Below are 26,334 nucleotides of genomic sequence, written 5' to 3'. Positions count from 1 at the left end.
AATAATTGTTTACAATTGTAAACAAAGAATTCGGCCTCTCAAAATTTTTGCTAAGCTTTTTTTTAATTATTTATCAAACGGTATTTTAATTATCATACAATAAAATCATATCGCCAAATCGGAAGAATATCGCCCTTAAAGAAGGTGTTTCGTTCGAATGGTAGTTCTATAAATCCTTGTGAGTCAGTTAGATTGGCAAAGTCTCCAGAGCCATGTCCAGTGCTTGGTTTAGCCATGAGGGTTGCACCTTCTTGAAACAGTTTTACCTGTAAAAAGTAAGTAAGTGGAGAGTTGTAGGTATAATCTTCACTCAAAGCGGCATATATATTATCCAATGCGGGCAGACCGAGTGACTTGCGAAGCCAGGGGATAAAGTACCGACGTGCACACAAAAAAGAAGACACAGGATTGCCGGGCAGAGCAAACACGGTTTTGTTTTCTTTTTTTCCAAACCAAAAAGGTTTACCAGGTTGTTGGCTCACTTTATGAAAAATTTTTTTTACGCCTTCGGCTTCGAGGGCGTTAGGAATAAAGTCTTTCTTCCCTTGTGATACTCCGCCGCACAATATTAATACATCGTATTGAAGAAGAGCTTGCCCAATAGTGACTTGGGTTTGGGTGAGATTGTCGGGAATATGAATAAAATCAGCCTCAATCTGATAAAATTTGAGAAGGTCGGCGATACAATATACATTCGAACTTCTGATTTGATGAGGCAAAGGCTCTTGCGAAACAGGCACTAGTTCATCGCCTGAAGTGATGATTACGACCGAGGGCAGTTTTTTTACAACAACCTTAGAAGCGCCCACACTTGCTGCAATCGCAATCTCCGAAGGACCCAAAAGAGTGTGAGTACCGACGATTGGTTTGCCTACTACTCTATCTTCTCCCTGATAATGCACATTTTGACCTTTTTTGAGGCTATTAGCAAGATACGCAATCCCGTCTCTGATATCGAGGTCTTCATATTTTACTACTAAGTCTGTATTGATAGGCAATGTACTACCTGTCATCACTTCTATACAAGCATTAGGGTCTGAAAGAGTGTGCTGGGCTTCACCAGCGGTTTGAGTACTTTCAATTCGAAAATCACGTTGGCCGTTTTCGTAGCTTTCCCACCGAAGGGCGATTCCGTCCATAGTGACGCGGTCGAAAGGTGGGAAATCACGGTCTGCGATAAGGTCTTGAGCTAATACTCGGCGGTGCGCTTTTTCGAAGGAGATAGGTTCGGTTCCGAAATCTAGGGTATTTTCTAGAATGATGTTGGTAGCCTCAGTAACAGACGTTAGTTTCATCGAATCAATAGGGGTGCATTATGGGTTAAACAACTTAAATAAAGAACGGAAAATCTTCGGCTATTTAGTCTCTTTCATGAATAGGTGCCAACCGTAATCTGAGAGCAGAACCATCTCTATCCGAAAACACTGCTCTGATTTCGGCAACGATAGAAAGGGCAATTTCTTCGGGCGATACTGCGCCTATGTCCAGGCCCACTGGAGCATGGATACGTATCATATCGGCGTCGGTAAGGTGTATGCCTTCTTGGGCTAGCTCATTAAAGATTTTTTCAGACCGCACTCTTGGCCCCAACATTCCGATGTAAGAGGCCTTTGTTTGGAGAACTTTAGGGAGGTTGTATTTATCGGTTTTATAATCATGCGACATCAAAATGATAGCCGTATGGTTGTCAATCAAAATAGAATCAAAGTCGGCAGGTGCTACCAGCGCATCGGCAGTAGCAAAGAGTTTTTGCATCACTTTTTGAGGATTGGCTACCACAGTAGCTCGCCATCCGATTTCTTTTACTAAACGTGCCAAAGGAAGTACATCATATTGATGGCCCATCAATACCAAATGCACTTCAGGTGGGAGGATTTCAATAAACAACTCCATAGCTACTCCTCCCTCTAACATGAAAGATTTGGGGCCAGATTTGCCTTTTTGGAGTTGCTCTTGAATAGCCTCTTCTATTTCAAATTGTATTGTGCCAAAAACATTCAGACTATCAGAATCAGTATAGCGCACCACCTGTCCTGCTCCTAAACTCTCCCAACTTTCTTCTAGTCGCATGATAGTGAGCAAAACATGGGTCTGCCGGCGCTCGTTCATACAACTTTTCAGGATTTCGACAGGATTGTTGGAATCGCCTATTTTGAGGGGCGTAAGCAATACATCAATCACTCCATTACAGCCTAGTCCGACGCCGATTTGGTATTGGTCATCTTGGGTAGTATCGTAAGTCACCAAGCTTGCTTCGGATTTGGCCATGGCAAGGCGAGCTCGCTTTAGGGTATCTCCTTCAAGGCATCCACCACTGATCCCCCCCACCCATACACCATCGTCGGTGATGAGCATGCGCGCGCCAGTGCGTCGATAAGAAGAACCTTCTACGCGTACTACCGTGGCAAGGGCAGCTTTGTTTTTGGTCGGGTCAATGTGGTCATAAGCATTGATGATAGCCTTAATTTCTTTCATCTTAGTTGAGAAAATGTATTTTGGAAAAGGGAATTAATCGCCTTATATAACGCTTCAAAGCAAAAATAGGTTTTTCCGAGGGCTATCCAAATGACGAGTGTTAGTAATCTCAATTCCGTTAGCGATATTTGCGGCTAAAAGTTTATTTTTTTCCAACAAACATGAAATCAATCGTAGTGTATTGCGGCTCCAATGCGGGCAAACGCCCTGAATACCTTCAGATGGCAAAAGAAGTAGGAGAGGCTTTGGCTCAGAGAGGTATCAACTTAGTATATGGAGGCGGAAATCTCGGCCTGATGCGTGCCGTGGCCGATGGAACACTCTCTGGAGGAGCACAAGTGACGGGTATTATTCCTAATTTTTTGGCTCAACTTGAAGTAGCTCACCAAACTTTGACCGAGCTTCATTTTGTGGATACCATGCATGAGCGTAAAGCCAAGATGGTATCTCTTTCGGATGGGGTCATTAATTTACCCGGTGGCTATGGTACCCTCGACGAAATGTTTGAAATTTTGGCATGGGCACAGCTAAAAATTTTTCATGGACCCGTGGGGGTTCTTAATTATAAGGGTTTTTATGACCATTTATTGGCCCACATAAACGTAATGGTAGAAGAAGGCTTCTTAAAACCCGAAAACCGAGATTTGCTTATTGTCGCTGACAATATCGAAGAACTTCTTGATAAAATGCAGGCTTTTGCTCGTCAAGAAAGTAAGTTGGAGTTGAAAAACATACAGCAAGGGTAGGGCTAGAAATAGCCTTTCGCTGAACCTTCTTTTTTATATTACAAAAAGCCAAGAAAATGTCAAAAATCCTTCAAGAGATACTGGTGGGAATTGAAGTTTCTACTATTAAAGGAAGTCTCACCACCGAAATCAAAAATATTGAATTTGACTCGCGAAAAGTTACTGCTGGAAGCTTGTTTGTAGCCCAAAAAGGGACGCAAGTAGATGGACATCAGTTCGTTCCGAAGGTAATTGAAATGGGGGCGGTGGCTATCTTGTGTGAAAATCTTCCTGCGGAATTGTCCGAAGAAGTCACTTATATACAAGTAGCTGATACAGCACGGGCAATGGGTAGGATGGCGAGCAATTTTTATGATAATCCTTCCTCTAAACTAAAGCTGGTAGGGGTGACGGGAACCAACGGAAAGACTTCTTCTGTGACGCTTCTCTTCAAGCTATTTCGCCAACTTGGGTATCATACAGGATTGCTTTCCACGGTTCAAAATCAGATAGATGAGGAGGTGATTCCTTCTACCCATACTACGCCCGACTCGGTCAAAATCAATGAATTGTTGGCGGAGATGCTTAGGAGAGGTTGTACGCATTGTTTTATGGAAGTAAGCTCTCATGCAGTGGTGCAGGAGCGCATTGCAGGATTGACATTTGCGGGAGGTATTTTTACCAATATTACCCACGACCACCTCGATTTTCACAAAACGTTTGATAATTATATTAAAGCTAAAAAAGGTTTTTTTGACCAATTGCCAAAACACGCTTTTGCATTAGTCAACATCGACGACCGTAGGGGTGGGGTGATGGTTCAAAACACCGCTGCCCGTAAAGAAACTTATTCGCTACAGACGATTGCGAGTTTTAAAGGGAAGCTCTTGGCAGATAGCCTTTTTGGCCTTCAAATGGAAATCGATGGCAAGGAGGTTTGGTTCAAACTGATCGGCAAGTTCAATGCTTACAATTTACTGGGAGTCTATGGCGCTGCCTTGTTATTAGGCGAAGACCCCGAGCAAGTGCTGTTGTCGCTTTCGGCGATTATGCCGCCTCCTGGGCGATTTGAACAGGTAATGAGTGCCAACGAAATCGTGGGTATTGTGGACTATGCCCACACGCCCGATGCGCTACAAAACGTACTTGAGACAATCAATGACATCAGGGAAGGAGATCAACAAGTGATTACGGTGGTAGGCTGCGGAGGCAATCGTGATGCTGCTAAGCGCCCCGAAATGGCACGCATTGCTTGTGAATTGAGCAGCAAGGTGATTTTGACTTCCGACAATCCTCGTAATGAAGACCCGCTGTTGATTTTGGAACAAATGCAGGCGGGGATTTCGCCGATTGATTTCAAAAAGACCAAAACCATTGAAGACCGGCGTGAAGCTATCAGATATGCGGTGTCATTGGCGCAGCCGCATGATATTATCTTAGTAGCAGGCAAAGGCCACGAAACATATCAAGAAATTAAAGGTGTAAAACATCATTTTGATGACCGGGAAGAATTAAGAGCAGCGTTTGAAAATAGTTGATTGAGAGGGATGTTATCAGGGTTTCTGATAAAAAGTTAAAAGTGTCAATAAAATTGAAAAATTATAAAACTATTTTTCTGGTCGCAAACTATTTTCCTCCCTTCATCGTTTATGTGTTATAAGTTTATTTGCAAAAAGCTCTGACTCTCCCAAGTCAGGGCTTTTTTGTTTTAGGGCTTGGCACCGAAGGTCAAGTATGTCGGTTTCTTCAATCAAATTAGCATAACATCCCTAGAGGACTTAAATTTGTGCTTTCGCTGAAGATTTCGAAAGCTCACCAATGACTCACCTACCACTTGCTGATTTAGCTACGCGCCTCAAAGGCGAACTCTATTACGATACTACCATGCTGACGCTTTATGCTACTGATGCGTCGGCTTATCGCGAAATGCCACAAGCCGTGGCGATTCCCAAAGATTCAGAAGATATAAAAACCCTCATTGCTTTTGCTCGCGAGCATCGCACTTCCCTGATTCCCCGTACGGCTGGTACGTCGTTGGCAGGGCAGGTTGTGGGAAACGGAATCGTCGTAGATGTATCGCGTACCTTTACTAAAATATTGGAAATCAATTCCGAAGAACGCTGGGTACGCGTACAGCCGGGCGTAATCCGCGACGAACTCAACATGGCACTTAAGCCGTATGGACTGTATTTTGGCCCCGAAACCTCCACCGCCAATCGAGCTATGATTGGGGGAATGGTCGGCAATAATTCCTGTGGGTCTAATTCGGTCGTGTATGGCTCTACTCGCGAACATTTGCTAGAGGTAAAAGCTATTCTGGCAGATGGGAGTGAAGCGGTATTTAGCCGCATAAATTCTAAAGAAGGAGTCTCTACCTTTCCAACTCATGGACTAGAAGGGGCTATTTATGCTAAGACGGCCGAAATTCTTTCAAATCCTGAAAATCAGGAAGAGATTCGTAGAAACTTTCCCAAAAAGTCGATTGAACGGCGAAACACAGGCTATGCACTGGATATGCTACTGGATTGCGAACCTTTTACGGAGGGAGGGCCTGATTTCAACATGTGCCGTTTGATAGCGGGTTCGGAAGGTACGCTTTGTTTTTTGACCGAAATCAAACTCAATATCATTCCTCCGCCGCCCAAAGCACAGGGATTAGTATGTGTGCACTTCAATAGTATCGACGATGCGCTTCATGCGACGATTGTGGCCCTAAAATATAAACCACAGGCGGTAGAGTTGATTGATAATTATATTTTGGAATGTGCCGCCGAAAATGCCGAACAGCGTAAAAATGCCTTTTTTGTACAGAAAAAAATAGATGGTTCCTACCCTATTATATTGGTAGTAGATGTATCTCAAGCTACCAAAGAAGAAGTAGAAAAAGTGGCTGCTGCCTTGATTGAAGATTTGAAAGCTCAACATATGGGCTTCCATTATCCCCTGCTTCATGCCGAAGATACCAAAAAAATATGGACGCTTCGCAAAGCGGGGTTAGGGCTGTTGGGCAACTTGCCCGGTGATGAAAAAGCAGTAGCTGTGATTGAAGATACTGCCGTGGATGTGCACGACCAACCCGCCTTTATTCGTGATTTTAATCAGATTTTGAATAAAAACGGAATGTCGGCGGTGCATTATGCCCATGCTGGCTCGGGAGAGATACACCTACGGCCTATCATCAATCTTAAGACTCAAGAAGGACATAAGCAGTTTCGGATGATTGCGGAAGAGATTGCAGATTTAGTAAAAAAATACGACGGTTCTTTGTCAGGAGAGCACGGAGACGGGCGTTTGAGAGGCGAATTTATTCCCAAAATGGTGGGACCTAAAAACTATGCTTTGTTTAAAGAAATCAAACAAACATGGGATCCCTACAATATCTTTAACCCCAATAAAATCGTTGAAACACCCCCGATGGATACGTTTCTGCGCTATGAAGCTGAGCAGAAAACCCCCGAATTTAAGACTTATTTTCGATACCCTGACCAAAATGTGCTTCAACATGCCGAGCAATGTAATGGCTCAGGGGACTGTCGAAAAACACACTTGAGTGGGGGTACGATGTGTCCGAGCTTTATGGTAACGCGCAACGAAAAAGATACCACTCGCGCCAGAGCCAACGTATTGAGAGAGTTTTTGACTCGCTCCGACAAAGCCAATCGCTTTGATCATAAAGAAATCAAAGAGGTATATGACTTGTGTTTGGCTTGCAAAGGATGTAAAGGCGAATGCCCTTCTAATGTGGATGTGGCCAAACTCAAAATGGAGTTTTTACAGCAGTATTACGACACGAATGGTGTGCCATTGCGGTCGTGGTTAGTGGGCAATTTTTCAAAAATGACAGGAATAGCTAGCTATATTCCTTGGGCTTATAATCTTATTTTTAAAAATGCCCCTTTGCGTCGCATTGCCAACCAAGTGGTAGGCTTTCACCCCGACCGCACCATGCCTTTGTTGCACAACACTACATTGCGTGCTTGGGCAAAAGCCAGAAATGCTACTGTCCAAAATCCCAAGGCTAAAGTTTATTTTTTCTGTGATGAATTTACGAACTATAATGACGTTGAAATCGGGAAAAAGGCGATTCTATTGTTAGAAAAACTTGGTTATGAAGTCCTAGTTCCTGAACATGCCCCAAGTGCTAGGCCGCAGTTATCAAAAGGGTTGTTGAAAGATGCTAAGAAAATTGCGGAGCAAAATGTGAACATGCTTAAAGATTTGATAACAACCCAGACTCCTTTGGTGGGTATTGAGCCTTCAGCGATTTTGACCTTCCGCGACGAATATCCCGACTTGGTGAGTGAAGAACTCGTAGTAGCTGCCAAAGAGTTGGCGCAAAATGCCTTGCAATTTGATGAATTTATTGCCCGCGAAATCGACAATAAACGCATCACAAGTGCACAGTTTACGGCTCAAAGCAAAAAAATCAAATTGCATGGACACTGCCAACAAAAGGCTATCGCATCATTAGTACCTATGAAAAAAATGCTTTCCTTACCCAAAAATTATGAAGTACAATTGATTCCAAGTGGCTGCTGTGGTATGGCAGGGAGTTTTGGGTACGAAAAAGAGCACTATGATATTTCTATGAAAATTGGTGAATTGGTGTTGTTTCCGACGGTACGAAGTCAGCCAGAAGAGGTAATCATTGCAGCCCCGGGTACAAGCTGTCGTCATCAGATTCACGACGGAACAGGCCGAAAAGCGCTTCATCCAGTAGAGATTTTGTGGGAGGCATTGGCCTAAAAAAACGTGGGCGAGGTTTTACACCTCGCCCACGTTTGATATTTCGGGTAGAAACAAAAAAAGGCAAACCGAGAATCTCACCGCTACGACCGCCTACCCTTGCTTCGGTCAAGACCTGGGGGATTCAGCAGGAGCTGGTAGTTCCGATTTGCCGGTGCAAAATTATGAAATTGTAAATTGATAAGCAATATCTTTACCATTATTAGTTGGGGGACATTGAGTAAATGGCTGATAAATAGGTGTTAATATTTGAAAATAAACTCAAAATTTAGTAATTAAAACATGAAATCATGGCTTGAAGCGGCGCGTTTGCGCACATTACCGTTAGCATTATCGAGTATATTGATGGGCTGCTTTTTGGCGGCAGCCCATGGGAAGTTCAGTTGGATTATTGCGATTTTATCTGTAACAACCACGATTCTTTTGCAGGTTTTATCCAATTTCGCCAATGATTATGGAGACGCTGTCAATGGCAAAGATACCGAAGCGCGTCAAGGGCCTAAGCGTGCGGTACAATCGGGTGCCATCACCCCCGAAGCCATGAAAAAGGCCGTGATTTTGTTTTCATTACTTTCATTGGTAAGCGGAATAGGTCTTTTGTATGAAGCTCTAAAAGATGCTACTTGGCATACATTTGTGGCTTTTTTGGTATTAGGGATTTTGGCTATCATTGCGGCAATCACTTACACTGCCGGAAAGCGCCCTTATGGATATGTAGGCCTGGGAGATTTGTCAGTATTGATTTTTTTTGGTTGGGTGGGAGTATTGGGCGTTTATTATCTTCATACTCAAACCTTAGATTGGACTTTGCTTTTGCCTGCTACTAGCTGCGGCCTGTTTGCGGTAGGTGTATTAAATATCAATAATATCCGCGATATAGAATCAGATACATTGACAGGTAAGCGTTCGGTGCCGGTACGTATCGGAAGAGAAAAAGCCGTAATATATCACTGGAGTTTATTAAGTATTGCGATGCTTTGTAGCGTGCTTTATTTAGCCTTTCAGTCAGCTACTCTTGTACAATGGCTTTTTGTGTTGAGTTTTCCTTTGTTTATTCGTAACGGATGGGCAGTTAGTCATCTTACCAATCCTCGTGAGCTTGACCCTTATCTTAAGCAAATGGCTCTTTCTACTTTGTTATTTGTATTGCTCTTTGGAATAGGGTATTGGGTAGGATGATATGCCTTTTAGCATAAAATAATTTTACATCTAAGTTGGCAAGCCGTTTAAAATTAGGTAGTTTTGGCCTCCCAATCCCATATTCATTTAACTCTCCTCAAGAATTGCTATGAAGCAAAGGTCAATTTTTTTGTTTGTTTTTGTTATCCTACTTGGGCTTTCCTCATGGTCAGTTGCCCAAAAAACTGCCGCTGAATATTTTGAAGAAGGTGTAAATAAGAGTAAGGCAGGAGATTTTGTATCAGCCCTTCAAGCGTTTAATATGGCTATTACAATGAGCCCCGACAACGCCCCGAGTTATTATAACCGTGCAATGGCCAAAGCCAATTTGAAAGATAACCGTGGCGCTATTTTGGATTTTGATCGCTCAATAGAACTAAATCCCAAATACTCAGATGCGTATTTGTACAGAGGAATTAGCAAAGCAAAACAAGATGATTTTCGGTCAGCGATTCAAGATTTTTCGCGTGCCATAGAGCTTAACCCTGATGATGCTCAAGGGCATTATCAACGAGGCATTAACCGTGCTAGGGTAGAAAACTATAGAGGAGCATTGCAAGATCTCAATCGTACGGTCGAATTAGAACCCAACAACGCTGGAGCATTGTATGCTCGTGGTAATGTCAAACTAAAATTAGAAGATTATCCTAGTGCTTCGGCTGATTTTGGAAGAGTCATTGATCTCACGCCCAAAAGCCCACTTGCTTATTCGGGAAGAGGATATGCCAAACTGAAGTTGAATGATTTTATAGCAGCAGTGGCTGACTATTCAAAAGCACTCGAATTGAAGCCCGAAGATTCGGACGCATTTTATAATCGGGGATTTGCGCGTAGCAAACTGGATAAATTTGAAGAAGCAATTGGAGATTTTGATCAGGCGATTCGGATTGACCCCCAAAACTATCAGGCTTACTATGGAAGAGGTTTTTGTAAGAGCAAACTCGGAGTCCAAAAAGAAGCGATTTCTGATTTGACTAAGGCCGTAGAAGTAAACAATACTACTGCTCAGGAAGGCAAAATCGTATATGCTGGCAAAATCAATCGTAATGTATTGGATCAGTTGAGAGAAGTGGTTCAGGAAAAGGGTAAAATCACTGAATTGTCAAATGAGCGCTCAGAAGCATTTTTTGCACGTGGCGTGGGTAAAAACAAACAGGGAGATGGCAAAGGTGCCATTACAGATTTGAACAAAGCAATTGAGTACAATCCTACTTATTTTGAAGCATATTTTACCCGTGGAATGGTTAAATCTGCTTTAGGTGATCAGCGTGGAGCGATTCAAGATTGTACGAGTGCTATCAAACTAAATCCTAAACATGCCGAGGCATATTATGTGCGAGGGCTTATCAAGCATAGCTTAGGTGACGAAAACGGCGGATGCTTAGATTTGTCAAAAGCAGGTGAATTAGGATATACTCAAGCCTATAAAGTGATTAGCGACTATTGTAACTAAGCGACGAAAATACTAACAAAAAAGCCCCAAAACGCGCGTTTTGGGGCTTTTTTGTTAGTATGGTCAAGGCTATTCAAATCTTAAGTGTTTGACCGACTCGCCCGAATTGGCTAATTCTACCAAAGAATCGATACCGATTTGAAGGTGTTTTTCTACAAACTGAGCCGTCACTTTTTTGTCGCTTTCTTCCGTTTTGACTCCCTCAGGTACGAGAGGATTGTCTGATACCAACAAAAGTGCCCCATGCGGAATTTGATTGACAAAACCTACCGTAAATATCGTGGCTGTTTCCATATCGATAGCCATGGTTCTGATTTCCTGTAAATATGCCTTAAAAGTTTCGTCATGTTCCCAAATTCGGCGATTAGTAGTATAAACCGTCCCCGTCCAATAGTCGAGTTGGTGTTGTTTAATCATCGATGAAACCGCTCTCTGCAATCGGAATGAAGGCAAAGCCGGGATTTCGGGGCGCATGTAGTCGTTGCTAGTACCTTCGCCCCGAATCGCCGCAATCGGCAAAACCAAATCGCCGATTTGGGTCTTTTTGAGACCGCCACATTTTCCCAAAAATAAAACGGCTTTTGGAGAAACTGCCGATAGCAGATCCATCACCGTAGCCGCCATAGCACTACCCATTCCGAAGTTGATGATGGTGATGTTGTTGGCGGTAGCGGTCTGCATGGCACGCCCTTGTCCCAAGATTTCTACTTGATACTTGTCCGCAAACATCTGTACATAATTGATGAAATTGGTAAGTAAAATATATTCGCCAAAAGTTTCGAGCGGGGTTCCGGTATATCGTGGAAGCCAATTTTCTACAATTTCTTCTTTGGTTTTCATTTGTTTTGTGTTGATTTTTGAGGAGAATAGGTTAAAAAAAAGATTTGTAAGAACGAATGCATACCGCAAACCTTACAAATCTCCCTCCAAGTATGGTCGAACTTAATTTACCACCTTTTGCTTACAAAGTTACGAAAATTGATGGTAAACCCTTCATATTCGATGTGATACGGCGCAAATACGTCATGATTACTCCCGAAGAATGGGTGCGTCAGCATGTGTTTCATTGGTTGACAGGAGAGCATCAATACCCCAAATCACTCATTAGAATTGAGACGGGGATGCATTATAATCAGCTTTTGAAGCGCACGGATATTGTAGTATATGATAGAGAAGGAAGCCCATTTTTATTGGTCGAATGTAAGGCACCTCATATAAAACTTACAGACAATGTTTTTGATCAAGCGATTCGTTATAATGCCGTTTTGAAAGCCAAATACATACTAGTAACCAACGGACTCGAACATTTTACTTTTGGAGTAGAGACGGGCGAAGCTATTGCCTTAGGGCAAATCCCTATTTATCCCTAAAATTCCTACAATGTTAGAAGGAGTTGTTGCGTTTGTATACAAGCTAATGAAAACAACCAATAAAAATCCTAAAAACGAAAACGACTTATGAATACTCAAGAAAGCCTACCTTCGATGGACCGTAAAGATTTTTTTCGACTGGTGGGAGTTAGTGTGGGAGCGATCATACTCCAGCAATGCCTGTCGGGATGTAGTACCGGAACCAAAGATCCTGAGCCAGATCCCACCCCCATTTCGGATTTTAGTTTCAATATCAATGGCTCTAACGCCGCTCCTTTGAAAAACCTAGGAGGCTATATTTATATAAATGGCATCATTGTAGCGAGGGCTTTGGATGGTAGTTATTTGGCAGTGGCGCAGGCCTGTACTCATGAAGGAACCCGCCTCAACTACGAAAGCTCTACCAATACTTTTGTGTGTCCTAATCATGGCTCTGTTTTTTCTAACCGTGGGGTTGTACAAAAAGGTCCCGCTACCAAAGACTTAGTAGTATACCGTACTGAGTTCAACGCTTCTACCGGCGACTTTCGGGTATTGGTCTAGTTGGCCGTAAGTGATATGTATTTTAAGATTATTCCTCAAGATATTTTAGAAACTCCTCCGCCATCTGATGCGTATTTTCGGCAGGCGTGGGAGTTTTGTCGATTATGGGCTTTGGGAGAGCAAGCTTTTGTATTACACACATCCGGGTCTACGGGAGTGCCAAAACCTATTTCTCTTTTACGCACCCAAATGCAAGCGAGTGCGCAGCTTACTCAGCAGGCATTAGAACTAAAATCAGGCTATAAAGCTCTTGTTTGCCTCAATGTAGCCTATATCGCTGGCATCATGATGCTCGTACGAGGCATGGAAATAGGAATGGAAATGTATGTAGTGGCTCCAAGTTCATCCCCATTAGACGCTATACCAGAGGAGATTAACCTAGATTTTGGGGCGTTTGTGCCACTCCAATTGCAAACCATGCTAGCCGCCAATCAAAAAAAACGCCTCAATACCTTCCAGACTATTATCGTAGGAGGAGCCGCAGTATCGCCGTCGTTGCTAAGCCAGATTCATGAGTTAGAGGTGCCTGTTTATAGCACTTATGGGATGACAGAGACTGTCTCTCATATTGCATTAAAACGATTAAATGGAACATCCGCCTCGGGATTTTATGAGTTGTTGGAAGGAATCGATATAGGCGTAGATACAAGGGGATGCTTGAAAATATGTGGTAGTGTGACTAATCATGAATGGATTCAGACCAATGATGTAGTCGAATTGAAAACACCGCGCGTATTTGGAATGATAGGTCGGGCCGATAATATCATCAACAGCGGTGGTTTAAAAATACAACTTGAGAAAGTAGAGCAAGCTATCGGAAGTTTCTGGGAAGGTACAGAGCGATACTTCGCTTGGTGGAAGCCCGATGAGCGTTTAGGACAAAAACTCATTTTGATCTTCGAAACTACCCAAGAAGTAAGCTTAGATTGGATAAAAACAAGATTGAATGCTTTGTTGAATCCCTACGAAATTCCCAAAGAAATATGGACAATTGAAAAATTTGCAGAAACTCCCACGGGGAAAGTAGATAAACAAGCTACCTTTGCAATCCTCCCTTAAGAGGGGGATTGTTATTCAAACGCTAAATTTTTCTGTTGCCAATGGCTTCTTTTCGCCAACTAACCATTCATTTTGAGACTTCGGCGCAGCTACCTCCGCCTTATTCTTATCAGTATGAACTTAGGCTAAAGCCTTCTTTCCAGTTTCTCCAGGCACAACTCAAGCTCTCTTATACCCACCGTGAAGAGTTGGATATGGATGAGATTGAAGCAGAGGGATTTACTCCCAACGATGATTATGAATGGGAAGGTAATCTGGAAAAAGTGTGGCGCGATGAAGTCGAAAAACTACTCAACAAAACCAAGGTTGAAAAAAACAAACAACCCGACGAAGAGGCAGATTTGTTGGCTTTGGCTTGGGAAAGTGACCAAACCATAGAAGGGACTCCTCAAAACTTGGAAGATTGGTACTATCTCGCCCAAGAATTGTTGCAGGCGATTTATGAAACCTCTGGCAAAGAGCGCGCATTCGAACTGCATCTGCTTGATATTACTTCTCAGGAGGTAAAAGAATCAATCTTGACGGCGTCTTTCCAGACCCGAACTGCCCAAATCAAAAAAATAAGTGGTGGAAAATCGGCCCTCCGTTTTTATCCGTGGCACGAGTTACCCCATCTTATGGAAGTCCTGTATGCCCCCAATTGGCTCAGCGAAGGAGCACACGAACAAAGACCGAAGCGGAATGGACTGTATTTCAGTCCGGGGGATGGCATATGGTATGAGTATGGAAAACAAATCGTAGAACCAGGAAAAGGAGCCGCTACTCTACCAAAGCTGAAGCAATTTGTGAATCGGCTTTTGAGCTAAAAACGATAGCTTTCTATGAAAATTCGTACCAAAATAGCACTTCAATTTACGCTGATTATTGCGCTAATTTTGGCGACTTTTTCGGCTTCCTTTTATTACATAGCGGAGCAAAATCGAAAAGAAGAATTTTATAAAAACCTATTAGACCGCGCCCTTACGCGTGCCGATTTGTTGGTCAAAAATCAAAAAATCACAAAGAGTCTTCTCAAAGTGATTGATAAAGAAACACTTTCAAAACTGTATTCAGAGAAGGTGTTGATGTTTAATGCCGACAATAAGATTGAATACGCAAGCTACGACCCCGATAGTAGTATGATTTACTACTATTATAATGCCGATTTGTTGAAGTCGGTTCGGCAAAGAAAATATGTCGAAACTGTCAACGGCAATTTGCTAGTAGTAGGGGCTATGTATCCGCAAGATACGGTCGGTAAATATGTCTTGATGGCTTCGGCTGAAGACAAATTTGGCAATAGTCAATTGAGCCAATTGCGCGAATCCCTTGCGTATAGTTTTCTTTTTGGGGTACTGATTACGACGGTTTTGGGTTTCATTTTTGCAGGACAATCGCTCAAGCCCATTGCCGGTATGAACAAAGAGATTAGCACGATTACGGCCTATAGTCTTCGCAAACCTCTTAATGAAGGCAACGGGCAAGATGAAATTGCTCAGCTGGCCATAAACTTCAATCAAATGCTCAATCGCCTTGAGCAATCGTTTGACTTACAGCGAAGTTTTGTCTCCAATGCTTCTCACGAACTCCGAACCCCGCTGGCAGGTATTAAGTCTGAAATCCAAGTAGCTTTAGAAGAAGAACGAACCCCTGACGAATACCGCAAAGTGCTGCGGACATTGCTCAACGATACCCAACGGCTCGTCGAGCTTACCAATAGCTTGTTGCAATTGGCTCAATCGGAGAAAAAAGAAAGAATGATTAATTTTCAGGAATTTCGACTCGATGAACTGATTTTTCAAACCCAAGAAGAGCTTCAAGAGCAGCACCCTCATTATCAGATATACATTGATTTTGACGGAATTCCCGACCGAGAGCAAGACATTACCGTGTCGGGCAATCTAGTACTCCTCAAAACCGTATTTAGTAACCTCATCGATAATGCTTGTAAATATTCGTCCGACAAACGGGCCGAGGTAAGAATTGGGTTTGATAAAAAAACGTGTTCCGTCCGGGTGATTGATAAAGGAATTGGGATTCCTGAAGACGAAACGCAGCGTATTTTTGAGCCGCTTTATCGAGCCAAAAACGCCACGAGTTTCCGAGGATATGGCATAGGGCTTTCTATCTGCCGCCGAATCGTGGATATGCACCGAGGCACGATTCAAGTCAAAAGCCAATTGGGGGTGGGAAGTACTTTTGAAGTCACTTTGCCCCATGTGTGATTAGAAATGCGGGCTTTTGCTCTTTATCATTCAAATTGATTTTATTTTCATAAGCCTTAAACCACCTTTTATATGTTTCGTAGAGATTTTGTAAAATCTGCTCTTACAGCTACTAGTGCTACCCTCATGGGAGGTGCTGCTGTAGCAGCCAACCAAGCTGCGCCTATGACGGGCAAACACACTTTCAAACTTGCTTATGCGCCTCATTTTGGGATGTTTCAAAATAGCGCAGGCAAAGACCCTATCGATCAGCTCAAATTTATGGCTGATATGGGTTTTACTGCTCTTGAAGACAATGGTATGATGGGCAGGCCCGTAGAATTACAAACCAAAATCGGTGAAACTTTAGCCAAACTAGGCATGACGATGGGGGTGTTTGTAGTAGACAAAGGTGGTAATTCTCAAAATACCCTTGCAGCTGGCAAACAAGCGCACGTTGATATATTTTTGGACGGCTGCAAGCGCGCCGTAGAAGTAGCCAAAAGATGTAATGCTAAGTGGATGACGGTAGTGCCGGGGGATTTTGAGCGCAATTTACCCATCGGTATTCAGACAGGTCACGTAATAGATGCCCTCCGTCGCGGTGCCGAAATTCTCGCACCCCACGGATTGACGATGGTGCTCGAACCGTTGAGTGATAGCCCCAATTTGTTTTTGCAAACTTCTGATCAAACCTACGAAATCTGTCGGGCGGTCAATAGTCCCGCTTGCAAAATCTTGTTTGATATTTATCACATGCAAAAAACCGAAGGGCACATCATCCCTCATATTGATTGGTGCTGGAGCGAAATCGGGTATTTTCAAATTGGTGATAACCCTGGCCGTAAAGAACCTACCACGGGCGAAATCAACTACAAAAATGTATTTAAACACATCTATACCAAAATGAAGGCCAACAACCAAAACTTTATTTTTGGAATGGAACATGGCAATTCTAAACCTGGTAAAGAAGGTGAAGAAGCCCTGATAAAAGCTTATGTAGAGTCAGATAGCTTTACGGTGTAAGCTTGCTACAAAAAACTTTGCAAACGCTGGAGGTTGGATATTAGAGAACAGACAAATAGCTTTGTGCTATCGTCGAATCTCTTATCGCAAACCTTCCAGCGTTTTTTCATTGAAAACATTCCTAAAAAATATAGTCGGCCCGTCGGGACGAAAAAAACTCCGAGCACTTCAGGCTTCGGCCAGAGCCACAGTTTATGGCTTAGGAAACAACGTCGAATGCCCTATTTGTGGAAGTACTTATAGTCAATTTTTGCCCTTCAACCGTCCCAATGCTTTATGCTATACCTGTAAGTCGCTGGAGCGGCATCGGTTGGTTTATTTATACCTGAAAAATCGCACTGATTTTTTTGAGGGCACAAAAGAGATACTTCACTTTGCTCCTGAAAAGTGTTTGCACGATGTGATTCGCACTTTCCCTAATTTACATTATCAAACCGCCGACCTTATGACTACCTACATGGATGTCATCGGTGTGGTGCCTGATTTGGTAATGTCGGTGACAGATATTCAGTTTGCTGCTGATACTTTTGATGTCGTAATCTGCAACCATGTTTTTGAACTTGTACCTGACGATGCCAAAGGAATGCGCGAAATCTACCGCGTACTCAAGCCTGGAGGCTATGCGATCATTCAGGCGGCGGTCAACAATGGAATAGAAAAAACAATCGAGACCAAGGATTTGAGTGCAGACGAACGTAAGCGTATTGCGGGGGCGCATCAGCATGTGCGTCGATACGGAAAAGACTATCGACAACGATTGGCCGCCGCAGGGTTTGAGGTCGAAGTAAGTCAGTATGTGAAAGAACTTGATTGGAAAAGATACGGTCTTATGGACGATGAAGATCTATATATATGTCGAAAAAAATGACAGAGCTTCACAAAGATGAGTTTTAAGCATTCGGTTCGGGATAGTTGGTTGGCTGCATCTTATGCCGTGGGTGTAAGTGAACTATATAAAAAGCTGTGGGGCCGAAAGCGGGGCATTATTTCGTATCACAACGTACTTCCTCTTTCAAACCTTCCTCCTTTTGATACCTACAATGTGGACCAAACGGTGGAGGTGTTTGAAAAACAAATCCAATTTCTTCAAAAGCACTTTCGGATTCTTCCTATACAGGAACTGAGCAATCCAAAAGCAGAGGGTTTTTTTATCACTGTAGATGATGGAATGGCCAACAATTATAGTGTTTTGGCACCCATTCTGGATAAGTACAATATCAGGGCGCTTTTTGCAGTATGTCCTGCTTTGGTAGATGGGCAATATCCCCATATTTGGCGCGACCACCTGTTTTTGTTGCTGCACCAACACCAACATCAGCCTATTTGGTTGCCTTTGAATGATCATCGTGAGCCTTTTCAAATTGGTACCAATGACGAAACGCTCAATGGACTTACCCGAAAATTTAAAAAGTACGTATATGAGCATCAGGTGGCAGATATCTATGGGTTATTGAAAGAAATATGCAAAAAAAACGCATGGTCGTATGAGTTGTCGAACCAAGAACCACTTCGGTATCAATTCATGAATTGGAGCCAAATCCAAGACTTGCATCAGCGTGGGCATAGCATCGCTTCTCACACCATGACGCATAGAGTGCTGAAATTTTTGCCGGACCACCAAAAACAATATGAGTTAATAGAATCAAAAAAGCGGCTTGAAAAGCAATTAGGAACATTGGTAGATACGATAGTATATCCTTATGGAAGCCTTGCCGAAATCGATGAGTCTACTATTGCCATCGCACAAGAGGCGGGCTATCAGCGAGGCTTGATGAATATCCAAACTCATTCGCTTTCCCATCCCACGCTCGCACTTCCTCGATTTGCTTTTCCGCCTATTGATACGCCTGCTCATTTACACGCGATTGTGTCGGGATACAAGTTTTTGTTTCGATAGCGATTTGGCTATATTTACCTTCTCAAAGCTCGTTTATCATGCAAAAAGTGCTGTTTGTATTTATTTTAGGAATAAATGCTGTTCTGGCTCAATCTTCCTCCCAAAAAGAAATAAATGAACAAGTGTGGAAACGCTTTGTAGAATCCTATAATGGACAAAATACAGAGGCATTTATGGGAATTCATTCTTCAAACCTAGTACGAATGCCGATTGGCGAAGGTAAAATATCAAGATTTGAGCAGTACAAAGTTCAAAATGAGCAGAACTTTGCCTATCAAAAAAATACAGGTACCAAAATCAGTATAGAGTTTACATTTGCTTATCGTACCGTCACAGGTAGCGTTGCCTACGAAATCGGGTATTACAGAATAACAAGCCAGAAAGACAACAAGACGAATTACTACTATGGTATGTTTAATGTGATATTGCGTAAAGAAAATGGCACTTGGAAAATTTTATCTGATGCCGATACTGGTGAAGACGTAACTGAAGCAAAATTCAAATCTGGTAAAGATTGGAGTTATGTTTTTTAATCAACAATGACCAATCTCTTCTTTCTTGTCTTGTGCCTTTCGTTTGGGGTATTTCTAAAAAAAATCCCCGCATTAAGCAAAGATGCACATCTTGTTATCAACAACTTACTGTTGTATATATGCCTTCCAGCAGCTACCCTGCTTTATACGTCTACCACCCAATTTAGCTCCCAATACGCCCTACCTATTCTGATGCCTTGGTTGTCTTTTGGGTTTTCTTTTTTGTTTTTTCATTTTTTAAAAAGATTCGTAAAATTTCATCCTCACAGTGAAGCGGTTTTGATTCTGACGGCCGGTATTCCGAGTGTTTCTTTTGTGGGTTTTCCGATTTTTGAAATGCTCTATGGCGACGAAGGAATGCACATCGGGGTATTGATGAGTCAAGCAGGGTCATTTTTGGTTTGTAGTACAGTGGGTATCGTTACGGCGGCGTATTATGCACACGCCCAAGCCCAAGGCTTAGGTTTTTTGAGAGATGTTTTGCGTTTTCCTACGTTTTTGGCTTTTTGTGCGGCCATTGTTATCAATGTATCAGGTGTGGAGTTGCCTTCTATGATGGTCGAATTGCTACGAAAATTTTCTTCGCCTTTTAGTTTTTTAGCCCTTACTTCGATAGGAATGCAGATTGAGCTACGGCCCAAAAATATCAATTGGAAAGCGCTAGCGTGGGGTTTAGGTTATAAATTGATTCTGGCACCGGTCTTGATTTTTGTGCTTTTCGTGTTAGTTTTGAAACAGAGAGGTATTGTAGCCGAAATGTGTATTCTTGGCGCAGCTTTGGGACCGATGAATACCATTGCAGTAGTGGCGTCCAATTATCGACTCAATCCGACCCTTGCTGCTCAGATGGTAGGCGTGGGTATTCCTTTATCGCTGCTAGTAGTAGCTTTGTTAAACCTTTTGATACACCTTTTATAAATGAAAAAACTCTTTACGAACCTTACCTTTTGGGTATTGACGGCTATTACGTTGGGGGTATTGCTAGGGCATTATTACCCTGAGGTTGCGCTCAAAACTATATTAGACAAACCTATCAAGTTTAATTTGTGGATTTCAGAATTTGAAATCAAAACTACTTTTAGCGAGTTTTTGAGTAGTATTTTTATCAGTATTGTGAAACTCTTTATCAATCCTATCATTTTTGTGACCATCACGCTGGGCATTATCAGCATGGGAAATCTCAAAAAAGTAGGAAAAGTAGGAGCCAAAGCCCTGATTTACTTTGAAGTAGTGACGACGATAGCCTTGGTGATTGGGGTCTTGGTAGCCAATATCATACAGCCTGGCACGGGCGTAATGACCGAAGCAATCAAAGGCGGCGATATTTCTAAATACACCAAAAGTGCGGGAGATTTTAGTTGGTGGAAGTTTTTTTGGGATAATGTCACGCTACAGGTATTGGTGGTGGCTATCACATTGGGAGTAGTAGTGAGTAATTATTCGGTTCGGGAAAGAATCGTAGAATTTTTGACCCCTATTTCCAAAAAAATCTTCTGGGGCTTGCACAAAGTCATGCTCATGGCTCCCATAGGAGCATTTGGCGGAATGGCCTATACCATTGGCAAATACGGCATCCATACTTTGTTACCTTTAGGCAAACTCATGCTTACTGTTTATATCACAATGGCGCTGTTTGTGTTTGTGGTGTTGTATTTTATACTACGGTACTATCAGGTCAATTTATTTAAGTTTTTGCGTTATATCCGTGAAGAACTACTAATCGTTTTGGGGACTTCTTCGTCGGAGGCAGGGCTTCCTTCGCTTATGGAAAAACTCGAACGCATGGGCTGTTCCAAATCGGTGGTGGGCTTAGTCGTTCCGGCGGGCTATTCTTTCAACCTCGACGGTACTACCATATATCTTTCGATGGCGGTGATATTTTTGGCGCAGGTTTTCAATGTTCATTTAAGCCTTACCCAGATATTGACCATTATTGGGATTTTGATGGTTACGTCCAAAGGTGCCGCAGGAGTGACAGGAAGCGGGTTTATTGTGCTAGCAAGTACCCTTACGGCTATCAAAGTGATACCCGTAGAAGGGCTGGCGTTGTTGTTGGGGGTAGATAGATTTATGTCCGAAGCGCGCGCCATTACCAATTTTATTGGCAATGGTGTGGCTACTATCTGGATTGCCAACAACGAAAAAGAATTTGACCGCCGCAAAATGGGCTATGCGTTTGGACACGTAGAACATTTTGAAGACATCAAAACCGATAATCTGCGTTAAGCAGGACGAATCATAATCACGTGTGGGATACCGTCTTCGAGGTATTCTTCACCTGTTGATTGAAATCCAAACGACTCATAAAATTTTAAAAGGTATTTTTGAGCACCAATCTTGATTGGATGAGTGCCGTAGAGGTTTTGGCATTGCTCTATTGAATAAGCCATGAGTTTTTGACCAACTCCTTGCCGTCTGACTTTGTGAGAAGTAGCTACGCGCCCGATAGAAGTAAAACCTTCGAAAGACAAATCTACGTCAAAAAGACGGGTATAAGCCACCAAATCTCCTTCTGTATCATAACCCACACAATGCCATGCGACAAAATCTTTTCGGTCGGCGTCGTGGAAGGGGCAGTTTTGTTCTACTACAAATACATCAATTCGAAGGGCTAATATATCATATAGCTGACGAAGGGTAAGTTGATCAAAAGGGAGGCATTGAAAAGAGATATTTGCCATGACAATTAAATTTTTAATAACTTTGGCAAAGTTCTAAAACTTTGTCAAAATTGAGGCATTTACTTAATTTTCATACCCATACTTTAGCTAAAGATGAAAGTGAAAACAGTATCTATAATCTTATGATTCAGGATGCTGAGGCGGTAAATAATGTGCGTCATCAATGGGTATCAATAGGGATACATCCTTGGTATGCTTCGGCTACGGATTGGCAAAGTCAAGTAGAAGTAGTAAGTGAAATATCCAGATTGCCTTGGGTACTGGCTATCGGCGAATGTGGCCTTGACCGCCTCATTGAGATGCCTTTGGATACTCAAATGAAGATTTTTGAAGCACAAGTAGCCCTTGCAGAGCATGTACAAAAACCCGTGATTATCCATTGTGTAAGAGCTTTCAACGAATTGTTAGGCTGGAAAAAGAAAACCAAATTGACGATACCGCTTATTGTGCATGGATTTAATAATAATTCTCAGATTGCAGCGCAGTTGGTACAACATGGATTTTATATATCACTCGGTGGTGCGTTGTTGAAATCAGGCTCAAACGCACAAAAAGCCCTGACAAATATCCCTTTACATCGCTTGTTTTTGGAAAATGATGACAAAGATATTTCGATTTTTAGTCTCTATGAAGCAGTAGCGCTAAAGTTAGGAATATCAATTTCTGCATTGGAAGCGCAAATTTGGCGTAACTTTGCAACGGTTATTCCCTCGGTAGCCCCGTTTATACCATAGGGAGGGATTAAATAAAAACTCAAAATTTATAATTTTTATGTCTGATCTGGCTTGGCTTTCGCGTACGCAGCTTTTGGTAGGAGAAGAGGGGGTTAATAAACTTCAAAATGCTCACGTGCTAGTAGTAGGGTTAGGAGGAGTGGGGTCCTTTGCGGCGGAGTTTATAGCCCGTGCTGGCGTAGGTACTATGACTATCGTGGATGGCGACGTGGTCGACCCGTCTAATCGTAACCGGCAGCTGCCTGCTTTGGCCACCACTCACGGGCTTCCCAAAGCTGACTTGATGGCGGAGCGTCTGACCGCTATCAATCCTGAGTTGAAATTGAAAGTAGTAAAGGAGTTTTTGACTCCTCAGAAAGTGCGCGAAATCTTAGAGGCGGGTCCTTATGACTATGTCATGGATTGTATTGATAGTATCACGCCAAAGCTTACGCTATTAGTAACGGCGCTCGAATACAAATACCCGCTCATTAGTTCGATGGGAGCCGGCGGTAAGTACGACCCCACTCAGCTGAAAGTAGCTGATTTGTTTGATACTTATGAATGTTTGTTGGCGCATTATGTGCGCAAGCGCCTTAAAAAATACGGGATTTTATCAGGCATTAAAGTCGTCTTTTCGACCGAAAAAATGCAAAAAGACTCATTGATGCTGACCGATGGCAATAATTTCAAACGCTCTGCCTATGGCACTATTTCTTACATTCCGGCTACTTTTGGAAGCGTTTGCGCTTCGGTGGTAATTAGGGAGTTGTTGGGCCAAAAAGTAGAGCTACATAAAAATCCGTTGAAGGAATTAAAGAAAAAACAACGAAGAAAAAAGGCCAATAAACCACAATAAAGACTAATTTTGAAAAAAGTACCCGTCTATGTCTTTCACTCTTCTATTAAACCACGACGCCAAAACCCCTAAGTACAAACAGATTGTGAAATCTGTGATTGGCTCCATAGAGAGGGGCGTCTTGAAGCAGAACGATCAGCTGCCGTCTATCAATGAGCTGAGTGAAGAATATTACCTAGCTCGCGATACGGTCGAGAAGGCCTACAAAGAACTAAAAGCCTTGGGGGTGATTGATTCAGTGCGCGGAAAGGGATACTACATCTTGAATGAGAAACCCACGCAGTTGAGGGTGCTTTTGGTAATGAACAAAATGAGTGCTTACAAAAAGGCCATTTATGAGGCTTTTGTGAGTACATTGGGAGACCGAGCTACCGTAAACTTGCATATTCATCACGGCAATACCCGAGTTTTTAAAGATATTATTAAAGAAAGTTTGGGGCATTATCATTACTATGTGATTATGCCACATTTTTATAGCGAAACGGATTCAAATGCTTTATTAGGTATTCTTCGGCAGATTCCGCCCCAGGAATTGATTTTATTGGATAAAGATTTGCCTGATTTATTAGAAACGCACCCAAGTGTATATCAAGATTTTACGCATGATTTGTACGATGCTTTAGAAGCCGGAAAAGAGCTGCTGGATAAGTATGAAGAGCTCGTGCTGGTATTTCCGCAGGATGTAAAGTATCCCCCTGAAATTGTAACGGGTTTTCGCAACTTTTGTGCACATCATAAAAAAGCAAGTCGTATAATATCCACTGCCAAAGAAGAAAATGACCTTGCGGGGCGTGCTTACGTAGTTTTTGAAGATTCAGACTTGGCCGAACTTGTCAAGAAGTCTAAGCAAAAATCGCTGGTGCTAGGTAGTAATATGGGGATTGTTTCTTTCAACGATACACCGCTTAAAGAAGTACTTGCGGATGGTATTACGGTAGTTTCGACTGACCATGAGCAGATGGGAACCTCTGCTGCAAAGTTGATTTTAGAAGCCAAAATAGCCAAAATCAAAAATCCATTTGGGCTTATTCCCCGAAAGTCTTTATAATCAGAAGATTTTGTGATGATAATTCTTCAAAAATCAGTGAATAAGTTGTAAAATTGGTAATCAATCAACAATCTACAACTGATCAGTATGCTGCGAATTCTGCTACTTTTTACTTTTTTGTGGGCTTCTTTTGCCTCCGCCCAAACTCAGTTTTCGGTTAGTTTTCCCAAATCCAAGGGAAGTACTTTTGACGGGCGTTTGATGTTGTTTTTGGCTAAAGACAACAAATCCGAACCTCGTTTTCAAGTAAACGATGAGCCAAGTTCTCAACAACTATTTGGCCAGAATGTCGATGCTTGGCAGGCTGATAAACCCGTAGTGGTCGCGACGTCGGCTTATGGATACCCCGTCAAATCGCTCAAAGATTTTCCCGCAGGTGAATATTGGGTGCAAGCTCTTTTGCACAAATACGAAACTTTTAAGCTTAAAACAGGCCATACCGTAAAACTGCCTATGGATCGAGGCGAAGGCCAAAACTACCGTACAGCCCCGGGTAATTTGTATTCAAAACCCTTCAAAATCAAATATGACCCCAAGGCCAAGCAAGTAGTAAAACTTGTACTTGACCAAGAAAATCCGTTGCTACCTGAACCCAAAGACACGAAATACATCAAACACATCAAAATTCAAAGTAAGCTTTTGACCGAATTTTGGGGACGTCCGATGTACTTGGGAGCGCATATCCTCTTACCGCACGGTTTCGACGAGCACCCCGAAGCTAAATACCCTATTTGTATCAATCACGGACATTTTCCAGCCGATTTTGATGGGTTTAAAGAAACGCCCCCTCCAGCCGACATGGATACGACCGACTACATTGCGCGCTTTGGGATATATGGGTACAAAAAATTTGTTTGGCAAGAAGCCTATAATTTTTACAAACAATGGACCAGCAAGGATTTTCCAAGAATGCTCATCGTCGAAATCCAGCACGCTACGCCTTATTATGACGATTCGTATGCCGTCAATTCGGCCAACATGGGGCCTTATGGTGATGCTATTACGTATGAGTTAATTCCTGAGATTGAAAAGCGTTTTAGAGGTATCGGCCAAGGTTGGGCGCGGTTCCTTTACGGAGGAAGTACAGGAGGCTGGGAAGCACTTGCTGCACAAGTTTTTTATCCTGACGAATACAACGGCTGTTTTGCCGCTTGTCCCGACCCCATTACGTTTGAGGCTTATACCGTCATTAATATTTATAAAGACGAAAACGCTTATTTCTTGCCAAGCGATTTTAAGAAAACGCCTCGCCCTGGAATGCGCAATTATTTGGGGCAGGTCAAATGTACCATTGAAGAAATCAACCACCGTGAATTGGCGATTGGCGACAATTCGCGCTCGGGCGACCAGTGGGATATTTGGCAAGCGACTTACTCACCTATGGGTGAAAATGGATATCCCAAACCTATTTGGGACAAAGAAACGGGCAAAATCGACCATAGTGTAGCAAAATACTGGTCTGATAACTACGATTTGATGCACATTCTCAAACGTCAATGGGCTACAGTGGGCAAAAAACTTCAAGGCAAAATCCATATTTACTGCGGTGATATGGACAATTATTACCTCAACAACGCGGTGTATCTGATGGAAGATTTCTTAAAAACAACCAAAAATCCTCACTACGACGGCGAAGTAAAATACGGTGATCGATTTGAACATTGCTGGAATGGCGACCCCAACGTCCCCAACTACGTATCGCGGCTTCGCTACAATACCATGTACATTCCCAAAATCCTGAAGCGTATCGAAGCGGAAGCACCCGTAGGTGCTGATTTGAAGAGTTGGCGGTATTAAGAAATGTTTTTTCTCCCGAAATTTAAACAATTGGTTTTGGGAGAAAA

The 26,334-nt window shown here is 42.6% G+C and carries 24 protein-coding genes; 20 read left to right on the top strand and 4 right to left on the bottom strand.

Annotated features, from left to right (window positions below; translation table 11 throughout):
- Positions 1-92: 92 nt before the first annotated feature.
- Both G563_RS0103000 and G563_RS0102995 read right to left on the bottom strand, forming a co-directional pair.
- A complete protein-coding gene (locus G563_RS0103000) occupies positions 93-1,295 on the bottom strand; it encodes a molybdopterin molybdotransferase MoeA (protein ID WP_028663997.1) in 1,203 nt (400 codons plus the stop codon).
- A 64-nt stretch (positions 1,296-1,359) separates the two neighbouring features.
- Positions 1,360-2,475 carry an XdhC family protein gene (locus G563_RS0102995; RefSeq protein WP_028663996.1) on the bottom strand — a complete coding sequence of 372 codons (1,116 nt, stop codon included), beginning with the start codon at positions 2,473-2,475 and terminating at the stop codon, positions 1,360-1,362.
- A 161-nt stretch (positions 2,476-2,636) separates the two neighbouring features.
- On the opposite strand from G563_RS0102995, the gene G563_RS0102990 reads away from it, so the two are divergent.
- The 5 genes from G563_RS0102990 to G563_RS0102970 all read left to right on the top strand — a co-directional run bounded on the left by G563_RS0102990 (position 2,637) and on the right by G563_RS0102970 (position 10,578).
- Positions 2,637-3,221 carry an LOG family protein gene (locus tag G563_RS0102990; protein ID WP_028663995.1) on the top strand — a complete coding sequence of 195 codons (585 nt, stop codon included), beginning with the start codon at positions 2,637-2,639 and terminating at the stop codon, positions 3,219-3,221.
- Between the two features lie 56 nt (positions 3,222-3,277).
- Positions 3,278-4,738, top strand: a complete 1,461-nt coding sequence (locus tag G563_RS0102985) for a UDP-N-acetylmuramoyl-L-alanyl-D-glutamate--2,6-diaminopimelate ligase (protein ID WP_028663994.1) — start codon at positions 3,278-3,280, stop codon at positions 4,736-4,738.
- 280 nt (positions 4,739-5,018) lie between these two features.
- Positions 5,019-7,946, top strand: coding sequence for an FAD-binding and (Fe-S)-binding domain-containing protein (locus G563_RS0102980; RefSeq protein ID WP_028663993.1), 2,928 nt, complete (start codon positions 5,019-5,021; stop codon positions 7,944-7,946).
- Between the two features lie 282 nt (positions 7,947-8,228).
- Positions 8,229-9,125 (top strand): 1,4-dihydroxy-2-naphthoate polyprenyltransferase, encoded by an 897-nt coding sequence (locus G563_RS0102975; protein ID WP_028663992.1) that lies wholly within the window; start codon positions 8,229-8,231, stop codon positions 9,123-9,125.
- Between the two features lie 109 nt (positions 9,126-9,234).
- The gene (locus G563_RS0102970; RefSeq protein WP_028663991.1) at positions 9,235-10,578 is read left to right on the top strand and encodes a tetratricopeptide repeat protein; all 1,344 of its coding nucleotides are present in this window, start codon (positions 9,235-9,237) and stop codon (positions 10,576-10,578) included.
- Between the two features lie 69 nt (positions 10,579-10,647).
- Here the strand turns inward: G563_RS0102970 and G563_RS0102965 are convergent, their stop codons facing one another.
- Positions 10,648-11,418 carry an AMP nucleosidase gene (locus G563_RS0102965; protein WP_028663990.1) on the bottom strand — a complete coding sequence of 257 codons (771 nt, stop codon included), beginning with the start codon at positions 11,416-11,418 and terminating at the stop codon, positions 10,648-10,650.
- Positions 11,419-11,510: 92 nt separating this feature from the next.
- Between G563_RS0102965 and G563_RS0102960 the strand changes: the two genes are divergently transcribed.
- The 11 genes from G563_RS0102960 to G563_RS0102910 all read left to right on the top strand — a co-directional run bounded on the left by G563_RS0102960 (position 11,511) and on the right by G563_RS0102910 (position 21,415).
- Positions 11,511-11,948 carry a type I restriction enzyme HsdR N-terminal domain-containing protein gene (locus G563_RS0102960; protein ID WP_028663989.1) on the top strand — a complete coding sequence of 146 codons (438 nt, stop codon included), beginning with the start codon at positions 11,511-11,513 and terminating at the stop codon, positions 11,946-11,948.
- An 87-nt stretch (positions 11,949-12,035) separates the two neighbouring features.
- Positions 12,036-12,491, top strand: coding sequence for a Rieske (2Fe-2S) protein (locus tag G563_RS0102955; RefSeq protein WP_084650742.1), 456 nt, complete (start codon positions 12,036-12,038; stop codon positions 12,489-12,491).
- A gap of 15 nt (positions 12,492-12,506) precedes the next feature.
- Entirely contained in the window at positions 12,507-13,550 is a 1,044-nt protein-coding gene (locus G563_RS0102950) for an AMP-binding protein (protein WP_037325823.1), read from the top strand.
- Positions 13,551-13,591: 41 nt separating this feature from the next.
- Positions 13,592-14,356, top strand: coding sequence for a hypothetical protein (locus G563_RS0102945; protein ID WP_028663986.1), 765 nt, complete (start codon positions 13,592-13,594; stop codon positions 14,354-14,356).
- A gap of 15 nt (positions 14,357-14,371) precedes the next feature.
- Complete coding sequence (locus G563_RS0102940; RefSeq protein WP_028663985.1) at positions 14,372-15,754, top strand: sensor histidine kinase; 1,383 nt, start codon at positions 14,372-14,374, stop codon at positions 15,752-15,754.
- A gap of 72 nt (positions 15,755-15,826) precedes the next feature.
- Positions 15,827-16,759, top strand: coding sequence for a hydroxypyruvate isomerase family protein (locus G563_RS0102935; RefSeq protein WP_028663984.1), 933 nt, complete (start codon positions 15,827-15,829; stop codon positions 16,757-16,759).
- Between the two features lie 109 nt (positions 16,760-16,868).
- A complete protein-coding gene (locus G563_RS0102930) occupies positions 16,869-17,627 on the top strand; it encodes a class I SAM-dependent methyltransferase (RefSeq protein WP_051210724.1) in 759 nt (252 codons plus the stop codon).
- 15 nt (positions 17,628-17,642) lie between these two features.
- Positions 17,643-18,656 (top strand): polysaccharide deacetylase family protein, encoded by a 1,014-nt coding sequence (locus tag G563_RS0102925; RefSeq protein ID WP_084650741.1) that lies wholly within the window; start codon positions 17,643-17,645, stop codon positions 18,654-18,656.
- 38 nt (positions 18,657-18,694) lie between these two features.
- The gene (locus tag G563_RS0102920) at positions 18,695-19,189 is read left to right on the top strand and encodes a nuclear transport factor 2 family protein (RefSeq protein ID WP_028663981.1); all 495 of its coding nucleotides are present in this window, start codon (positions 18,695-18,697) and stop codon (positions 19,187-19,189) included.
- Between the two features lie 6 nt (positions 19,190-19,195).
- Entirely contained in the window at positions 19,196-20,107 is a 912-nt protein-coding gene (locus G563_RS0102915; RefSeq protein ID WP_028663980.1) for an AEC family transporter, read from the top strand.
- Positions 20,108-21,415 (top strand): cation:dicarboxylate symporter family transporter, encoded by a 1,308-nt coding sequence (locus G563_RS0102910; protein ID WP_028663979.1) that lies wholly within the window; start codon positions 20,108-20,110, stop codon positions 21,413-21,415. It begins immediately after the preceding gene.
- On the opposite strand, the gene G563_RS0102905 is transcribed toward G563_RS0102910, so the two are convergent.
- Positions 21,412-21,870: a GNAT family N-acetyltransferase gene (locus G563_RS0102905; protein WP_028663978.1), complete on the bottom strand. Its 459-nt coding sequence runs from the start codon at positions 21,868-21,870 to the stop codon at positions 21,412-21,414. The genes G563_RS0102910 and G563_RS0102905 overlap by 4 nt on opposite strands.
- A gap of 50 nt (positions 21,871-21,920) precedes the next feature.
- On the opposite strand from G563_RS0102905, the gene G563_RS33580 reads away from it, so the two are divergent.
- The 4 genes from G563_RS33580 to G563_RS0102885 all read left to right on the top strand — a co-directional run bounded on the left by G563_RS33580 (position 21,921) and on the right by G563_RS0102885 (position 26,287).
- On the top strand, positions 21,921-22,604 hold the full coding sequence (locus G563_RS33580) for a TatD family hydrolase (RefSeq protein ID WP_063828376.1): 684 nt from the start codon (positions 21,921-21,923) through the stop codon (positions 22,602-22,604).
- 37 nt (positions 22,605-22,641) lie between these two features.
- Positions 22,642-23,442, top strand: coding sequence for a tRNA threonylcarbamoyladenosine dehydratase (locus G563_RS0102895; RefSeq protein ID WP_028663977.1), 801 nt, complete (start codon positions 22,642-22,644; stop codon positions 23,440-23,442).
- Positions 23,443-23,470: 28 nt separating this feature from the next.
- On the top strand, positions 23,471-24,490 hold the full coding sequence (locus G563_RS0102890; protein WP_028663976.1) for a GntR family transcriptional regulator: 1,020 nt from the start codon (positions 23,471-23,473) through the stop codon (positions 24,488-24,490).
- A gap of 87 nt (positions 24,491-24,577) precedes the next feature.
- Complete coding sequence (locus tag G563_RS0102885) at positions 24,578-26,287, top strand: alpha/beta hydrolase (protein ID WP_028663975.1); 1,710 nt, start codon at positions 24,578-24,580, stop codon at positions 26,285-26,287.
- Positions 26,288-26,334 lie beyond the last annotated feature (47 nt).

Source organism: Runella zeae DSM 19591 (genome assembly GCF_000423565.1).
In the GTDB taxonomy this organism is placed as follows: domain Bacteria; phylum Bacteroidota; class Bacteroidia; order Cytophagales; family Spirosomataceae; genus Runella; species Runella zeae.
Note: the sequence above shows the minus strand (reverse complement) of the source record. Positions and strands in the feature narration are given on the sequence as shown.

Coding starts and splice junctions, on each gene's coding strand:
- G563_RS0102960 (WP_028663989.1), top strand. CDS start 11,511: ATGGTCGAACTTAATTTACCACCTTTTGCTTACAAAGTTACGAAAATT.
- G563_RS0102985 (WP_028663994.1), top strand. CDS start 3,278: ATGTCAAAAATCCTTCAAGAGATACTGGTGGGAATTGAAGTTTCTACT.
- G563_RS0102915 (WP_028663980.1), top strand. CDS start 19,196: ATGACCAATCTCTTCTTTCTTGTCTTGTGCCTTTCGTTTGGGGTATTT.
- G563_RS0102895 (WP_028663977.1), top strand. CDS start 22,642: ATGTCTGATCTGGCTTGGCTTTCGCGTACGCAGCTTTTGGTAGGAGAA.
- G563_RS0102890 (WP_028663976.1), top strand. CDS start 23,471: ATGTCTTTCACTCTTCTATTAAACCACGACGCCAAAACCCCTAAGTAC.
- G563_RS0102885 (WP_028663975.1), top strand. CDS start 24,578: ATGCTGCGAATTCTGCTACTTTTTACTTTTTTGTGGGCTTCTTTTGCC.
- G563_RS0102925 (WP_084650741.1), top strand. CDS start 17,643: ATGAGTTTTAAGCATTCGGTTCGGGATAGTTGGTTGGCTGCATCTTAT.
- G563_RS0102970 (WP_028663991.1), top strand. CDS start 9,235: ATGAAGCAAAGGTCAATTTTTTTGTTTGTTTTTGTTATCCTACTTGGG.
- G563_RS0102995 (WP_028663996.1), bottom strand. CDS start 2,475: ATGAAAGAAATTAAGGCTATCATCAATGCTTATGACCACATTGACCCG.
- G563_RS0102935 (WP_028663984.1), top strand. CDS start 15,827: ATGTTTCGTAGAGATTTTGTAAAATCTGCTCTTACAGCTACTAGTGCT.
- G563_RS0102945 (WP_028663986.1), top strand. CDS start 13,592: ATGGCTTCTTTTCGCCAACTAACCATTCATTTTGAGACTTCGGCGCAG.
- G563_RS0102920 (WP_028663981.1), top strand. CDS start 18,695: ATGCAAAAAGTGCTGTTTGTATTTATTTTAGGAATAAATGCTGTTCTG.
- G563_RS0102990 (WP_028663995.1), top strand. CDS start 2,637: ATGAAATCAATCGTAGTGTATTGCGGCTCCAATGCGGGCAAACGCCCT.
- G563_RS0102905 (WP_028663978.1), bottom strand. CDS start 21,870: ATGGCAAATATCTCTTTTCAATGCCTCCCTTTTGATCAACTTACCCTT.
- G563_RS0102955 (WP_084650742.1), top strand. CDS start 12,036: ATGAATACTCAAGAAAGCCTACCTTCGATGGACCGTAAAGATTTTTTT.
- G563_RS0102975 (WP_028663992.1), top strand. CDS start 8,229: ATGAAATCATGGCTTGAAGCGGCGCGTTTGCGCACATTACCGTTAGCA.
- G563_RS0102940 (WP_028663985.1), top strand. CDS start 14,372: ATGAAAATTCGTACCAAAATAGCACTTCAATTTACGCTGATTATTGCG.
- G563_RS0102980 (WP_028663993.1), top strand. CDS start 5,019: ATGACTCACCTACCACTTGCTGATTTAGCTACGCGCCTCAAAGGCGAA.
- G563_RS0102965 (WP_028663990.1), bottom strand. CDS start 11,418: ATGAAAACCAAAGAAGAAATTGTAGAAAATTGGCTTCCACGATATACC.
- G563_RS0102950 (WP_037325823.1), top strand. CDS start 12,507: ATGTATTTTAAGATTATTCCTCAAGATATTTTAGAAACTCCTCCGCCA.
- G563_RS0102910 (WP_028663979.1), top strand. CDS start 20,108: ATGAAAAAACTCTTTACGAACCTTACCTTTTGGGTATTGACGGCTATT.
- G563_RS0103000 (WP_028663997.1), bottom strand. CDS start 1,295: ATGAAACTAACGTCTGTTACTGAGGCTACCAACATCATTCTAGAAAAT.